Raw genomic sequence first — 16404 nt, forward strand, 5'->3', positions numbered from 1 at the left:
TCCATATGCTCTATTCAGCAAATATGGCTCTATATTTCGGAAAGAATTCACTTGATAAATCAGTCCCGCTATCAACTTTCCTCATTTTAACTAGCTCTTCATACTTCTCTTCATCAAAAATCTTTCTACCTATCGCGAAAGTGTAATCCGAATTCCTATTAAAAGTACTTTTGAATTTGTATAGACTATCCTTGCTGCTTCCTACTCCTCCACCTAGATGAAAGGTCTTATACCCATTTTCACTACCCCAACATGAAGCCTCAAATAAAAGCAGATTAGTAGGTGCTAAGTTCAGATATTCTCTATCAGAGGCCGATAAATGGTAATGCATCTGCTTATTGGCAAACAGTATGATGGACATTGCAATTTTTTTGCCTTGGCACACTGCGTAAACTATAATTGCGTTATATTTAAGATCATCTAGGATACTGTTATAAAAGTCTTCTCCGAAATAGTAGTAGTCTTTCGCATAATCCTTATCCATTGTAGCGTTATACATTTCGATGAACTCCTTATATAGCTCTGTGTTGCGACCCCAGTAGATCTTTACTCCATTCTTCTGAGCTTTCCTTACTCTATTTCGATTAAAACTAGTTAATCCACTCCATATTTGTTCTCTTGAATCTAAATTTATTGAGATGGTTTTGTTCAGGTCAGAAATATCGTAAATACTTCCCAATACTTCACTATTTCGTAACACTGGATGAAACCTGACAAACTCACTTATGATACCAATCTTCTTACAGAATGTGCTGTACTGATTATCTAATTTTCTCAAGTTCTCTTCTGCGATTTCACCTGCCAGTAGAAACCCGCCGTAACCATACGGTGTTGATATGTCAAAATATGACTGTTTCTGCAGTTTGCCTCTAAATCTATCATCCTGTCCTACGTCCCTTTTCATTACGACATTCATAGCTCTAAGCTGGCCATCATCGTAGTAGAACAAGTACGGTTCACCATCCCCATGCAGTTGGAACGCTTTCGAATAACCGCAAAGATAATAAGCATCGTAGTCTTTAAAGCTATGTACTATAGCATCCCATTTTTCTACTTCATCAGTTGAAATTATTGACAACATTAAATTCCTTCCCCATCTCCTTTTAAGTCTTTTCATTGCAAGTTTCGGATTTTTGCACTTCTAATTTCTCCTAAATTCCCCTCAACGTCATCAGTATTAGCGGAAATATCCAGTCTTTTTACTACCTTTAATACAGTCTCCAGCATGATATGTATATCATTTAAGCAAGTGATGTTATTTACATACTCAACATCCATAGCTAACCTAGCGTCCCACTTTAAAAAATTCCTACCACTGACCTGCGCTAATCCAGTAAGTCCCGGTCGTACATCATGTCTGTGCCTTTCTTCTTCTGTATAGTAAAGCAGGTACTCCACTAATAATGGTCTGGGACCTACGATACTCATGTCACCTTTGAGGATATTAAAAAGTTCCGGTAATTCATCTAAGCTAGTAGATCTTAGCATGCGACCAAACTTAGTAAGTCTCACTTCGTCAGGAAGCAGCTCCCCATTCTCGCCCCTAGATTCGGTCATTGTCCTAAACTTGCAAAGGGTAAATAGTTTCTCATTCTTACCGGGACGTTTCTGCGTAAATATTATGGGGCTACCAAGTTTCACTTTGACGAGTATTGCTGTGATGAGAAACACTGGGCTGAGAACTATTAATGCAAAAAGTGACAAGATAAAATCCAATGGTCTCTTAAAAAATCTTCCATACATTTATTTTTTCACCATCTATCTGACACACTAAACTCTCTTCATCTTAAGGTAAGGTATTATGTGACGCTACCCCTTTTACTTAATGCAAGCCTAGAGAATCTCCCTTAATTCATATCTTTCCACAATATTTTAAGCCGTTTTCAGGATTAGCTATTGTAGCATACCGAACTGCCCATTTAACCTCATCCACGACAGTCTCAATTTGTTCTTCCGTAATCTTATTGAAGAAGGGAATAGCTAAAGTGCCGCTTGCAACTCGTTCAGTCACCGGGAAATCTCCTTCCTTATATCCGAACATCTCCTTATAAAAGGGCTGCATATGGATAGCAGTGAAATAAGGTCGACAAGCAACTCCCCGTTCCATTAGAATTTCCAAAACCATATCTCTGCTAATCCATGGTTCGAATCGTATAACGAACACAAACCAGCTCATTTTTACTCTTTCATCAATGGTCGGAAGAATTATTCCTTCTACATCTTTTAACCTATCCAAGTACATGTCCGCTACTTCCTGCCGTCGTGCAATAATTTCTTCAATGCGTTCAAGCTGAGTTATTCCCAGTGCAGCACTGATATCACTCATCCGATAGTTGTAGCCCAAACGAACGTGATTAAGCCATTGACTCTCTATGCCGCGTCCTTGGTTTCGAATGCTATAACATAATTTTGAAATCATTTCATTGTTCGTAACGACAATTCCGCCTTCACCGGTTGTCATTTGCTTATTAGGATAAAATGCAAAAACCCCAGCATCAGACATATGTCCGGCCTTATTACCTTTCCATTCTGATCCAATTGCTTCACAAGAATCTTCAATAATCGCTAAATTATGTTTAAGGGCTATTTGCTTTATCTCATCCATATTCGCTGGTTGACCGAAAACATGAACAGGTAAGATTGCTTTCGTCCGATTTGTAATTTTCGCCTCAATTTGTGAAGTGTCCATGTTATAGGTGTGTTCATCAATATCTACAAACACGGGCCTAGCGCGTTCATAGAGCATACAATTACTTGAAGAAATAAAACTAAAGGGGGTCGTAATAACTTCATCACCCTCTTTGATTCCTAGCGCCTTAACAAGCATATGTAGGGCACTAGTCCCGCTATTACAGGCCACAGCGAATTTTGTTCCAGCATAAGCCGCAATTTTTTCTTCGAACTCTTTTAATTTCGGCCCTAGTGCCAAAAAATCCGAATCGAGAACCTCTAAAACAGCTTGTTTCTCTTTTTGGGTTATATCCGGCCTTGATAAAGGAATCATCCAAAAACCCTCTTCCCTCTCGATATCAGTTAGAAATATTAGTATCAGGTTTGAAGTATGTAAGTCCTTCTTGATTTCCATAAATAGATATTAAATTTTGATGCGTAGGCTAAGCTCCTCGGACATCCTCTTATATATATGATTCAAGACAAAGCCGAATTATTACTATTTCTCTTTTCACTAGTTATACTTTTTCTCAATTATCGTAATAAAAAAGTGTATTAACCCGACCCTGAGGTTAATACACTTTTATCCTTTGAGGATTTATCACCATGACTTCACGAAACATCTTTTCCCCGACGATTTCCTTAACACTATGGAGCGCATCCGTATACGTCGATACGCTTCGAGGTAAATGGTGAGCATCTGATCCAATAAAGTGAATCAAATTATCGCGAAGTAAAAGCTTAGCCAACCGCAAGGGCTGCGGACCATATCTCTCACTCAGACTTTTTAAATCCAGTTGAAAGAGGATCCCCTTCTTTGCCCAATCGAGTAGACGCTCCGGTTGATTTCCAAAAACTCTATAACGTTCTGGGTGGGCAAGTACTGGGGTTATTCCCTTCACTTGAAGCTCAAAAAAAACTTGGTCTGTATAGAGTGGTATTTCTAGCTGCGGAAGCTCAACGAGTAAATACTTCCTCGTGTTTCCCAAGGTTAGAAGCTTACCCTCATATGCCCACTTAGCCATATCCGGGAATATATAGTTTTCTGCGCCGGGTAGAATCTCGACAGGAATTCCAGCCTCATAAATGCGCTCTCCTACCTGTTTTGTCGCAGCTATGATTTCTTCGGGGCTCATATAAGCGTTTCCTTCCATAACGTGCGGGGTCGCGATGATGGTCTTGAATCCGGCTTCCTGCAACTGACGCACTATCATTAAGGTTTCTTCCATGCTGTTTGCACCATCATCTATTCCCGGAAGAATGTGGCTATGAATATCCATCATGGGTGAGGGTGTCTCTTCCTCGATTTGTCCGAGCCTTCATAATAGTTGTAATAATATTCCTTAGCACTTATCTCCACTTTATTAAGAACTGCTCCGAGAATCTTAGCGCCTACTCGATCAAGTAATTCCTTCGCTCGTTTTGCATAATCTTTATTCACTTTGCCCGACGCAAGAACCAAGATGACCCCATCAACTTCTTGGGCAAGAATCGCAGCATCTGTAACTGATAGAATCGGAGGGGTATCAAAGATTAGCACATCTACTTGTTCACTAAGTACCTCAATTATATGCTTCATCAATTTGGAGCCGAGGAGTTCCGCAGGATTAGGGGGGATGGGACCTGCCGTAATAACCCTAACATCTGGAACATCCGTTTCTCTAATATAGCTTTTGTAATCTTGATTTTGGACTTGTACCTCAGTTAAAGCCACCGATAGCCCTTCTCCATTCTCTACTCCAAAGAATTTATGCTGAGTAGGCTTGCGCAAATCAGCATCCACCACAAGGACTGACTTCCCTGACTGGGCCATGCAAACTGCTAGATTGGCAACTGTGAAAGACTTTCCTTCCTCAGGACATGAGCTTGTTATCATAATTTTTTTGATTCCTGAATCCACACTCACAAACTGTATATTAGTTCTGAGCGTTCGATAAGCCTCATAAATAGGGGATTTTGTAGGTTCTAAGGTCATTAATATATTTGACATAGCAATCCTCCCCTCTTAACCTTGTGGAATACTCCCCAGTACCGAGATTCCCAATAACTTCTCTACATCCTCAGAACTTTTTACAGTGTTATCCATAGATTCGAGCAAGAGAACGAGTCCAATCGAGGCCATTAAACCTATAATAAAAGCAATTAACACATTAATTACCTTACGAGGTGAAACAGGCTTTTCTGGGATTACCGCTTTATCCACGATACTGACACTGTCCACTTTTTTTATTTCGATAACCGCTTTAGAAAACTCTTGAACCATCGTATTAGTAATTGATGTAGCCAGCTCAGGGTTTGTATTAATAACTTGGATTTCCAATATTTCAGTATTTGGTACGGGCTTAACAGAAATCATTTTATCGAGCTCTTCAACCTTCAAGGACAAATTTAAGTTTGAAAGTGTATTTTGCTCCACAGTACGACTTTGAGCGATCATTCCATAAGTTTTTGCAAGTTGCTGATTTGCCAAAAGCACGTTATAATCAAGCATTTGCCCTGCTGTTTGGGATAAATCCGGAGCTTTTTTCCCGACAATCAGCGTAGAAGAAGCTTGGTAAACTGGTTTTAAGATAAAAAAGCTAATTAGTCCACTAATAAAAGCGGCGATGAGTGGCAATGCCACAACAATCCTCCAGCGTTTTCTCAGTATCTCCCAATACTCTCGTATGTCTATTCCCTCTTCCATGTCAGCCTCCCCTAGCCCTAATACTAGCTAACCCTATCTTTAAACTAGACAGTTGAAACAGGTTCCTCTAAACAATATTTTTATCTGGGACAAATATTCCTTATCCCAGATAAAAATAAAAAATCATCTAGTCAAGGCTTCTTCTACAACCTTCTTAATGCCTTCCTTATTTGGTTCATAGTAGTATACATTGGCTCCCACTAAAGGATCATGCGCTGAGATCCCTTCTCCTGGTAACTGAAAATATTTGATTTCTTCTTCATCTATCCCTTTGAATTCAAGCCCAATGATAACCATTTCGGAAATCGCTATATTGGTATCAAGTAAGTCCCGGCGAATAACCTTCAATATCTTAGGTAATTCAGAGATATTTGAAGGATTAAGTAATTGATTAGCTAAACCCTGAAGGATGTAAAACTGATTCTGCTGACGGTCAAAATCTCCATTCGGTAAATCATAGCGTGCTTGTGCTAACTTAAGGGCCTCCTCCCCAGAAAGATGATGCTCCCCAGCTGATAAATGAAGGTTCGATAAATTGTCGTTCACAACATTTGGAAGGCTAACATCAACTCCCCCTAAAGCATCGACCACTTTCTGAAAACCCCTAAAATTGACTTTTACATAATAATTAATGCTTACCCCTAACAAATCACTAACCGCTTTCACGCTTTCCAGCGAACCTTCATAAACACTACCTTTTATCTCACCAACGGCATTGGCATGTGTAATTTTGGTTAATCCCACTCCTGTAAGGCTAACACGAGTATCCCGAGGGATAGAAATCATTGAAACCTGATGGGTGTCCATATTGGCTGAAACTAAGATTAAAGTATCCGATCTACCTGGTTCATCTCCTTCGTTGTCAATACCTAGAACAAGGATATTCAACCTCCCCTTTTTCTCTGGGATAGGCAATTCCTCTTCTTCTTTTTCTTCATTCTCTGAAGACAAGACTGCCGGTTGGTATATAATCCTTGCTTGATGAAGGGCTTGCCATTTCCAATAATATCCAACAACTATTACCCCAATTATTAACAAACCTGAAATAACTCCCACCCAACGTTTCTTTAACTTCAATAATATTTCACTCCACTTCAATATAAATAGCCCGGAGTATTGATTCATGCTGTAATCTATGTGATTTTTTTCCAAATCATAACTCATAGTCATCTAATTTATCCCGATTTTCAAACGCAAAAAGAGTCCTCCTTAATCAAGAAAGACTCTTTGTCTTTAATTACCTCGCTTTTTCATTATGGAAATATGAATCAGATATTTAATCCTGAGAAAACGGAATAATAAATTAAGGATAACTTCGCAAAGGGGGCTATCGTAATTTTGGTTTCGATATGCCCCCTCGTTTTTGTACTTGAAGTCCTATCCTATTTGTCCGCTCTACATCGCCAAATACTCCTGTAAAGAAAGCACCTGAGGACTTGTATTTCCTCTAATCTCCTTAAGTGCCCGAACAACGGCTTTCGCTGTATCCATAGAGGTCAGACAAGGGACTCGATGCTCCACAGCTAAGCGACGGAGAAAATATCCCGTCCTTTCCTCTACCCCACCTTTGATTGGAGTGCTTAAAATGAAGGAAAATTCTTGCTGACGAATGGCTTCTTTGAGCTTATCGCTTCCTTCCCCGATTTCTTCGACTTCCACGCCGCAAAGCGCTAAGGCCTTCGCAGAATTTCCCGTGGCCTTCACCCCAAAGCCTAAGCGAGAAAGTTCACGGGTCATAGCAATCGCTTCGGGACGATCCTTCTCAGCGACTGAGACTAAGATATCTCCGGACTCCGGAAGGGGTACCTGAGAGGCGGCAAACGCCTTCGCCAAAGCATGCCCAAAGCTTACATCCATTCCTAGAACTTCTCCCGTCGACTTCATTTCTGGTCCTAGGGACGTTTCGACTTGAGTCAGTTTTTCGAAAGAGAAGACCGGAGCTTTGACGACGACGAATGGGACTTCAGGAGCAAGACCATTTGCATATCCTAAGTCTGTAAGCTTCTTTCCAAGGGATACTTGTACAGCAAGGCTTACCATCGGAATCCCTGTCACTTTAGAGATGATCGGAATGGTTCGACTTGCCCGAGGGTTCACCTCAATCACATAAACCTTACCACTCACCACGACAAACTGGATATTGAGTAGTCCACGAACTCCCATCCCCTGTGCAATCCGGCAAGTATAGTCTTGAATCTGCTGGATTTCAGAAGGGGTGAGACTCTGGGGAGGATAAACGGCTAGGCTATCCCCTGAATGGACCCCCGCTCGCTCGATATGCTCCATGATGCCAGGAATTACTGTGATTTCCCCATCAGCTATCGCGTCAACCTCGACTTCTTTTCCTTCGAGATATTTATCGACAAGAATTGGATGCTCTGGCGATAAAGAAATCGCCCGTGTCAAATACTCCTCAAGGTCTTTGAGATTCTCAACCACTTGCATCGCCCGTCCGCCAATGACATAGGAGGGACGAACAAGCACTGGGAAACCGAGGTCCTCTGCGATTTTTTTGGCTTGACTCACTGTGGTTGCTGCGCGCCCCTCAGACTGAGGAATTCCGAGTTGAAGTAAGAGCTGAGCAAAACGTTCTCGGTCTTCAGCCATGTCGATCGAGTCAACTGGACTTCCAAAAATCTGTACTCCAGCCTTATTTAGTGGACCAGCCAAGTTAATCGCCGTCTGTCCCCCGAATTGGACAAGGACGCCATCCGCTTTTTCCTTTTCTACGACATGAAGCACATCTTCTAAGGTTAAGGGTTCAAAGTAGAGCTTATCCCCTGTATCGAAGTCTGTGGATACAGTTTCCGGGTTGTTGTTTATCATGATCGACTCTACGCCCGCCTCTTGTAGTGCCCACAGGGCATGAACGGAACAATAGTCAAACTCAATCCCTTGACCAATCCGAATCGGGCCAGATCCTAAGACAACCACTTTCGGTCCAGAATTTACTGCAACTTCGTCCTCTTCTTCATACGTTGAATAGTAATATGGGGTGGAAGAAGAAAATTCGGCAGCGCAGGTATCTACGGTTTTATATACTGGAATGATCCCTTCACGATAACGCTCCTGACGGATAGCCTCCTCGGATCGACGTGTTAAACGAGCAATCGCCGGGTCAGAAAAGCCTTGGATCTTCGCTAAACGCAAAAGTTCTGGGGTGAGAGGCTCACTCCCTAAACGTCGTTCTAAGGCAACAAGATCCTTTATCTTATGAAGATAAAAGGGATCGATTTTCGTCAGCATCTGAACCTCTAGAATCGTCCAATCTCGCCGGAAGGCTTCGGCAATCGCAAAGAAACGTTCGTGATCTGCTTGTGCTAACTTGTCTTCGATCTCAATCTCCGTCCAGCGACCCGCCTCCGAGATACGCAATCCAATCGCTCCGATTTCTAAGGAACGAATCGCTTTAAGCAAAGCCCCTTCCAGGGTTCTCTCTAAGGCCATGACTTCTCCAGTCGCCTTCATCTGGGTTCCGAGCCGATTATCGGCTGCTGGAAACTTATCAAAGGGCCAACGCGGAAATTTGACGACGACATAATCAAGGGCGGGTTCGAAGCAGGCGCTCGTGTGTCCAGTGACTGGATTTCTTAGCTCAGGTAGAGTAAATCCGACGGCCAACAAAGCAGCCATTTTAGCAATCGGGTAACCTGTTGCTTTGGAGGCTAAGGCACTCGATCGACTCACCCGAGGATTCACCTCGATTACGACATATTCTCGACTCGTGGGGTTTAAGGCATACTGAACATTACAGCCACCATTGACTCCAAGGGCTCGAATAATCTTAAGAGAGGAAGCCCTGAGCATCTGATACTCAACATCGGTTAGTGTCTGGGAAGGAGCTACGACGATGCTATCTCCGGTATGCACCCCTACTGGGTCGATATTCTCCATATTACAAACTGTGATACAGTTATCCGCGGAATCCCGCATCACTTCATATTCGATTTCCTTCCAACCTGCCACACTTTGCTCTAGTAAGCACTGATGAATAGGGCTCGCTTGCAATCCCCGATGGAGGACTTCCTGAAGCTGCTTCTCGTTTTTCGCAAACCCTCCACCCGTTCCTCCCAAAGTGTAGGCCGGACGGATAATTACTGGGTATCCACAACTGGTGGCGAATTCCACCCCTTCTTCCAACGTGGTGACAATCGCACTTTCTGCCACCGGCTCCCCGATCTCTAGCATGGTATCCTTGAAGGCTTCGCGATCCTCTGCCTTATAAATGGTCTCAGCATTACACCCAATGAGTGCCACGCCATAACGTTCGAGAATCCCTTGCTTTTGAAGCTCCATCGCCAGATTAAGCCCGGTCTGCCCGCCCAAAGTCGGTAGCAAGGCATCTGGCATTTCCTTAGCAAGGATTCCTTCCACATTTTTGGGAAGAAGGGGTTCGAGATAAATACGATCAGCCATCTGCACATCCGTCATGATCGTTGCCGGATTACTATTGACGAGCACGACTTCTATGCCGACTTCCCTTAGGGCTTTACATGCCTGTGTCCCGGCATAATCAAATTCTGCCGCTTGACCTATAACGATTGGTCCTGATCCAATGACTAATACCTTTTTCCAAGCCGGATTAAGTGGCATGCTTCGCCCTCCTTTCTGCCATCAACGATGTAAATTCTTTAAAGAGGTAGAGAGAGTCATTTGGTCCCGGCCCAGCTTCTGGGTGATACTGAACGGAGAAAACAGGGAGTTCAGTGTGTCTTACCCCTTCGATAGTACGGTCATTGAGGTTCAGGTGTGTGACCTGAAGGAGGGTATTTTCTAAGCTCGTTTCGGCTACAGCATAGCCATGATTTTGCGAGGTAATTGTGACTTTTTCGGTTTGCAGATCCTGAACGGGCTGGTTTCCTCCCCGATGCCCATATTTGAGCTTGTAGGTATCTCCTCCGAGAGCCAAGGTCAGAAGCTGATGCCCTAAGCAAATCCCAAAGACGGGGAGATGATTTACCAATTCGCGGATAGCTTCAATCCCTGAAGTCACCACCTTGGGGTCTCCAGGACCATTCGACAGGAATACTCCATCGGGATCTAAGGCTAATACTTCCTTTGCAGGTGTAGAGTATGGGACTACCGTAAGAGAATACCCTTCCTCTCGCATCGCCTGAAGAATATTTCCCTTAATTCCAAAATCCATAACAACGACGTGATACGAGCGCCTCGCAGCATGGTTCTTTTTCTTCACTTCCTCGATCGTTTCTTTTGGATCCGAAGAGGCCTCCGGCCCAGCGCCCAGCGCATTCCCTTTCAGGATAGGCGCTAAGGTATACCGTTTTTTTGTGCTGACTTGGGCCACGACATCCTGTGGAACCTTCCAAGTCTTAAGTTTTTTTAAAAGCGTCTGCAGACTCTCGAGATTTGTTGTTATTACGCCGCGCAACACTCCATGTTCACGAATGAGCCGGGTTAAGGCTCGAGTATCAATCCCTTTTATCCCAACGACTCCCGCTTGTGCCAAGGTACGGGAGAGATTCTTTTCCAACTGCCAATGGCTCGGATTCCGTGCCGTTTCCTTCACGATAAAACCCTGAACATGTATTTTCTCTGATTGATGATCGCAGGCATTAATTCCATAATTTCCGATGAGTGGATAAGTCATGCAAACCATTTGACCTGCATAAGAGGGATCTGTTAGTACCTCCTGATACCCCGTCATCCCAGTATTGAATACAACCTCTCCCCAGGCTTCTCCGCTCGCTCCGAAAGATTCCCCTATGAATATTCGACCTGTCTCTAACACTAACGCTGCCTGCATGTTCATCTCCTCCTCGGGAACCTTCTTCTATCTTCTATTATCTACTCGCTGTACTTCTCAAGCTTATCCGATGCTAATACTCCCACTTCTTCAAAGAGAAGAGCTCCACTTTTCTACCAAACTTCTTGGAATACTTGGTCTAGAAGGCGAATCGCTTCCTTGATTTCATCCACGGTCACATTAAGAGGAGGTAAAAATCTCAAGGCCTTTCCCCCAACGAAGTTAATCAGTAATCCCCTTTCCCTGCAGGCCGTGACAAGTTCCGGACCGGATTTCTCAATAGGCCAACCTAAGATAAACCCTAGTCCTCGAACGGGTTCTCCTGTCTGGTATTTGTCGGCTAACTTCTGGAGCTCATCTCTAAAATACGCTGCACGTTCTTGTGCATCCTGTAGAAAACCCTCATCTAAGATGACATCGAGGGCCGCACAGCCTGCTGCTGTAGCTAAAGGATTTCCCCCGAAGGTTGAAGCATGATCACCAGGCTTGAAGGTGGAGGCTACTGCATCTTTGGCAAGCATTGCTCCAATCGGAACACCACCTCCTAAGGCTTTTGCTAGGGTCATAATATCTGGAGTAACCCCACTCCATTCATAAGCAAAGAGTTTCCCCGTTCTCCCGACTCCACATTGTACTTCATCGAAGATGAGGAGGGCGCCATATTGATCACACAATTCTCTAGCGGTCTGCAAAAACTCGCGTTCTGCAGGGAATACTCCTCCCTCACCTTGTATCGGCTCGATAAGGACAGCAGCTGTCTTGTTACTGAACTTTTCCTTCAGTTGCTCCGAATCATTTAAAGGAACATAGGAAAATCCTTCAGGCAAAGGAGCATACCCAGCTTGGTATTTGGTCTGCCCAGTCGCTGTTAAAGTCGCTAAGGTCCGTCCATGGAAGGAATTCGTAAGGGAGATAATTTCATGTTTATGCTCCCCATAATGTGCTTTCGCATATTTCCTGGCAAGCTTTATTGCGGATTCATTGGCCTCGGCGCCACTATTACAGAAAAAAACCTTATCGGCAAAGGAATGCTTTACCAATCTCTCAGCTAAAGCAATCTGATTCGAAATCCAATACAAATTTGAGGTATGGATGATCTGTTCTGCTTGTTTCTGAATGGCCTCGACTACTGCCGGATGACCGTGTCCTAAAGAGTTAACCGCTAAACCCGTGACAAAATCTAAATACTTATTACCTTCAGCATCCCAAACCCAGGAGCCATTTCCTTTGACTATCGCCATCGGCAAGCGCCCGTAGGTATTCATGACAACCTCTTGACCACGCTTGATCAGTTCACTCGTTATTTCGCTCATTTGAATTCTCCTCCTTGACCAGTATTATCCTTGTTAATTATTGCTCTGCATTCATTTTTATTCAGGTACGAACATCGTTCCGATTCCACCATCTGTAAATAATTCGAGAAGAATCGCATGCGGGATTCGCCCATCAAGAATGTGTACACTTCCTACCCCACCTTGTAGAGCTTCCTGTGCACATTCCACTTTGGGAATCATGCCCCCGCTTATCACTCCACTTTCTGTTAGCTCTGCTATCTCCTCTTGCTTAATCACAGAAATTAGAGAATCGGGATCATGAACATCCTTCAATACCCCTGGTACATCCGTCAATAGAAGAAACTTATCGGCCTTTAGAGCCTTCGCGACTTCTCCAGCTGCTGTATCAGCATTCACATTATAGGTTTCTCCATCCTCCCCACCTGCTACGGGAGAGATCACTGGGATATATCCCTGCTCGAGTAAAGTTCTTACGATACCTGGATTAACTTGGTCGATTTCCCCGACGAAGCCCAAATCGACTTCCTCGAGTACTCCTTGCGGATTCTGAACCTGCATAGGCTTCTTTACCGCCTGAAGGAGCTGAGCATCCTTCCCCGTGAGCCCCACTGCCTTCCCACCAAAGCGGTTTAGCGAAGAGACAATTTCAGTATTTAACTTCCCGACTAAAACCATCGCGGCAATCTCCATCGTTTCCGCATCTGTGACTCTTAAACCCCGAATGAATTGGCTTTCTTTTCCCACTTTCTTAAGCATGGCATTGATCTCGGGTCCTCCGCCATGAATCACCACAGGGCGGATTCCCACGGAATGAAGTAGTAGAACATCCAACATAACATCTTCTTTAAGTTCCTGCTCCAACATGGCATGCCCACCATACTTGATCACCACAGTTTTCCCGGCAAATTTCTGTATATAGGGTAAAGCCTCAATGAGGACTCTTGCTTTGTCCAGACCTTGATCTAACGGAGTCATCTCCACTACCTCCATTTGCGAAGCTTATTTTTAATGCTTCGTGAATCGATTACGTTCTATAGCTTCCGTTAATTGTGACATATTCGTGAGTAAGGTCACAGCCCCATGCTGTAGCTTCTGCGTCCCCTTCGTGGAAGATGAGCTGAATCGTTACATCCTTCTGGGAAAGGACTTGCTTGGCTTCATCCTCAGAGAAGTTGACTCCTTGCCCATGTTGCGCCACAAGGACACTTCCCAAGTAGATATCCACCTGATCAGGGTTAAAGTCTGCTCCGGAATACCCGGCTGCGGCGAGGATTCTTCCCCAGTTGGCATCCTCTCCGAAGACTGCCGTCTTCACAAGACTCGAGCCGCAGATGCTCTTGGCAATCTTACGGGCATCGTCTACAGACTGTACTCCTTGAACCTTGACTTCCAGGAATTTGCTTGCCCCTTCTCCATCTCGGGCTATAGCTTGAGCTAGTTTTTTACAGAGGGAGAACACCATTTCTCGAAAGTTAGCCCACTCGCCTGGACTTAACGTGACTCCGGATTCCCCATTGGCGAGGAATAAGACCATATCATTGGTACTCGTATCTCCATCGACTGTAACCATATTAAAGCTATCCTCTACTGCTTCTATAAGCAGGGGTTGGAGGTCAGAAGCTGGAATGCTTGCATCCGTAGTAATAAACCCGAGCATGGTCCCCATATTCGGATGAATCATGCCCGAACCCTTGGCCATAGCCCCAAGTCGAATAACACCACTCTCCGTGTGAAACTCGCAAGCAAACTCCTTCTCGCTTGTGTCCGTCGTCATGATTGCTAAGGCCGCTTGATGAGAATTCTGGTCTGCCTGAACCAGGTTTTGTGCTGATAAAATCTCTTGGGCTGCCATCTCTATCCCCTGAACAACCCGCTCAACTGGCATCTCCACTCCGATGACTCCGGTCGAAGCGACCAGAACATTCTCAGCCTTTATTCCTAAGACATGGGCCGTCGTCTCGGCCATTGCCCACGCCGCCTCATCCCCAGTCTTTCCCACACAGGCATTAGCATTACCACTGTTAGCAACCATCGCCTGAGCCATCCCATTCCCCAGATGCTTCTGGGTAAGTAAAAGCGGATGGGCTTTAACCTTATTGCGAGTAAATACTCCAGCAGCTTGTGCCGGCACCTCGGAATAAACAAGCGCTACATCATATTTATCCTGATATTTGATCCCGGCCATAACTCCAGCAGCCCGAAATCCTTTAGGAGCGGCAATTCCACCCTCGATCCAAGACCAAGATTTATTATCTGTTTGTTTTTCTTCTGTAAAATTGTCCATATGTTAATTCACTTCCCTTTATAGCTATATAATGCTTCATTGCATTATCCTTATTTTTACCCTAAAGAATGACTTTTGGCGACCCGTTAACGTAGCTTTTCGTGCAGAACGAAATCCGTCGTAGGATTTCGGCCTTAGCTGAACGACTTCTAGCGGAGGGGCGTAAAAGCGGACGAGGCTTTCGATGGTTCGAAGCCCGTGGTAGGGTTTCGGCCTTAGCGCGGCGCCACTGGTTCACATGCAGTAATCAGAAGGGTTTGGCAACGAAAGTGTCCAGTGGACATTTTTGCCCGAGGCGGCATTTCGCAAATGATACCCATCCGCCGAAGGTGCTCCATCGGAAGCAAGTGAGCAAGCCCTGGAGCTATTGAGTACGTGAGTCTCCGGTGGAGATTCACGCCCGAAGGTCCGCTGCGCGAAAAGCTACTTACCCCACAGTCCCTTCCACAATCTAATGGTGCAATTTATGGCCATAACCCTCTCCCACGAAGTCCCATATTCTCCGGCAATCCAAAGATGAGATTCATATTTTGCACGGCCTGACCTGAAGCCCCTTTAACGAGATTATCCAGAGCGGATACAAGGATAACCCTCCCCGTCCGTGGATCAACTTTTATCTGAAGGAATACCTGATTACTTCCCAACGCAAACTTTGTCTGTGGCCAGCTTCCCTCCGGTAGGATATGCACAAACTCTTCGTCTTCATAATTTCCGATCCAGCAGGCTCGCAGATCCTCTTCATTGACTCCAGGCATTACCTCAGCATAGATCGTAACGAGTATTCCCCGAATCATAGGTACGAGATGGGGAGTAAAATTCACCAAGATCGGAGCCCCCACAGCCTCAGATAGCTGCTGTTCGATTTCTGGTGTATGCCGATGTGTTGCCACCCCATAGGCTTTAAAATTCTCATTGACTTCACTATAGTGATTTCCTAAGGTGGCACTTCGCCCTGCACCGGAAACCCCAGACTTTGCGTCGATAATTATGCTATCCTTCTTTAACAGACCCTTCCGTAAAAGGGGAACGAGTGCTAAAAGCGTCGCCGTTGGATAGCACCCCGGGTTAGCGACTAAGGATTTACCCACAATCTGATCTCGATAAAGCTCCGATATTCCATATACTGCTTCAGGAAGTAGTTCGGGTGCTGCGTGTTCGAGTTTATACCACTCCTGATATAGCTTAGAGTCTTTTAAACGAAAATCCGCTCCTAAGTCAATCACTTTTATCTCGCGCTTCATCCACTCTGCTGTTCTTACAGCTGTAAGACCATGGGGTAATGCGCAAAACAGTATATCTAAATCGGGAACCAGTTCATCCTGTAGCTTCCCAATTCCTAATCCTGAAAACTGAGGAAACATCTCCTCATACATTGCTCCGGCATTGCTCGATGACCCTAAATAGGTCAACTCAACTTCCGGGTGCTGATGGAGTAACCGTACAAGTTCCTGACCGGTATACCCAGTCGCTCCGATAATTCCAGCTCTCACACCCAATCCCCCTCAAATTTTTCTTTTAATAATTATACGTTCATATGCATAAACATTCAATAACTTTTGCATAATTCTTTTATGCTTTTTTAGAATCCTAAGAATGTGCGCGACTTAGAAGACATAATGAATATATCTAGTTTGATTCCAGTGATATTATCGTAGTATCATAAAGGAAAGTTACTTATGAGTTGATCTTGTCCTCGGACAAAATT

13 protein-coding genes are annotated in these 16404 nt (G+C 44.3%); all 13 read right to left on the bottom strand.

Features of this window, described 5'->3' with window-relative positions; all coding sequences use genetic code 11:
- Nucleotides 1-10 precede the first annotated feature (10 nt).
- On the bottom strand, nucleotides 11-1081 hold the full coding sequence (locus tag ACZ42W_RS20930; protein WP_464167192.1) for a lipid II:glycine glycyltransferase FemX: 1071 nt from the start codon (nucleotides 1079-1081) through the stop codon (nucleotides 11-13).
- 32 nt (nucleotides 1082-1113) lie between these two features.
- Nucleotides 1114-1743 carry a sugar transferase gene (locus tag ACZ42W_RS20935; RefSeq protein ID WP_464167193.1) on the bottom strand — a complete coding sequence of 210 codons (630 nt, stop codon included), beginning with the start codon at nucleotides 1741-1743 and terminating at the stop codon, nucleotides 1114-1116.
- 109 nt (nucleotides 1744-1852) lie between these two features.
- A complete protein-coding gene (locus ACZ42W_RS20940) occupies nucleotides 1853-3004 on the bottom strand; it encodes a DegT/DnrJ/EryC1/StrS family aminotransferase (protein WP_464167194.1) in 1152 nt (383 codons plus the stop codon).
- Between the two features lie 238 nt (nucleotides 3005-3242).
- Nucleotides 3243-3953 carry a tyrosine-protein phosphatase gene (locus ACZ42W_RS20945; RefSeq protein WP_464167195.1) on the bottom strand — a complete coding sequence of 237 codons (711 nt, stop codon included), beginning with the start codon at nucleotides 3951-3953 and terminating at the stop codon, nucleotides 3243-3245.
- The gene (locus ACZ42W_RS20950; protein WP_464167196.1) at nucleotides 3950-4660 is read right to left on the bottom strand and encodes a CpsD/CapB family tyrosine-protein kinase; all 711 of its coding nucleotides are present in this window, start codon (nucleotides 4658-4660) and stop codon (nucleotides 3950-3952) included. Before ACZ42W_RS20950 ends, ACZ42W_RS20945 begins: the two co-directional genes overlap by 4 nt.
- Nucleotides 4661-4675: 15 nt before the next feature.
- Nucleotides 4676-5356: a YveK family protein gene (locus ACZ42W_RS20955; RefSeq protein WP_464167197.1), complete on the bottom strand. Its 681-nt coding sequence runs from the start codon at nucleotides 5354-5356 to the stop codon at nucleotides 4676-4678.
- A gap of 123 nt (nucleotides 5357-5479) precedes the next feature.
- Nucleotides 5480-6433: an LCP family protein gene (locus tag ACZ42W_RS20960; protein WP_464167198.1), complete on the bottom strand. Its 954-nt coding sequence runs from the start codon at nucleotides 6431-6433 to the stop codon at nucleotides 5480-5482.
- A 318-nt stretch (nucleotides 6434-6751) separates the two neighbouring features.
- The gene (gene carB / locus ACZ42W_RS20965; protein ID WP_464167199.1) at nucleotides 6752-9949 is read right to left on the bottom strand and encodes a carbamoyl-phosphate synthase large subunit; all 3198 of its coding nucleotides are present in this window, start codon (nucleotides 9947-9949) and stop codon (nucleotides 6752-6754) included.
- Nucleotides 9939-11120, bottom strand: a complete 1182-nt coding sequence (gene carA, locus ACZ42W_RS20970; RefSeq protein WP_464167200.1) for a glutamine-hydrolyzing carbamoyl-phosphate synthase small subunit — start codon at nucleotides 11118-11120, stop codon at nucleotides 9939-9941. The genes carB and carA overlap by 11 nt, the downstream gene beginning before the upstream one ends.
- A 113-nt stretch (nucleotides 11121-11233) precedes the next feature.
- Nucleotides 11234-12433, bottom strand: coding sequence for an acetylornithine transaminase (locus ACZ42W_RS20975; RefSeq protein WP_464167201.1), 1200 nt, complete (start codon nucleotides 12431-12433; stop codon nucleotides 11234-11236).
- 57 nt (nucleotides 12434-12490) lie between these two features.
- Nucleotides 12491-13390, bottom strand: coding sequence for an acetylglutamate kinase (argB, locus tag ACZ42W_RS20980; RefSeq protein ID WP_464167202.1), 900 nt, complete (start codon nucleotides 13388-13390; stop codon nucleotides 12491-12493).
- Between the two features lie 49 nt (nucleotides 13391-13439).
- A complete protein-coding gene (gene argJ, locus ACZ42W_RS20985; protein ID WP_464167203.1) occupies nucleotides 13440-14699 on the bottom strand; it encodes a bifunctional glutamate N-acetyltransferase/amino-acid acetyltransferase ArgJ in 1260 nt (419 codons plus the stop codon).
- A 464-nt stretch (nucleotides 14700-15163) separates the two neighbouring features.
- Complete coding sequence (gene argC, locus ACZ42W_RS20990) at nucleotides 15164-16189, bottom strand: N-acetyl-gamma-glutamyl-phosphate reductase (protein WP_464167204.1); 1026 nt, start codon at nucleotides 16187-16189, stop codon at nucleotides 15164-15166.
- Between the last annotated feature and the right edge of the window lie 215 nt (nucleotides 16190-16404).

The sequence above is a fragment of the Desulfitobacterium elongatum genome, from assembly GCF_055378975.1.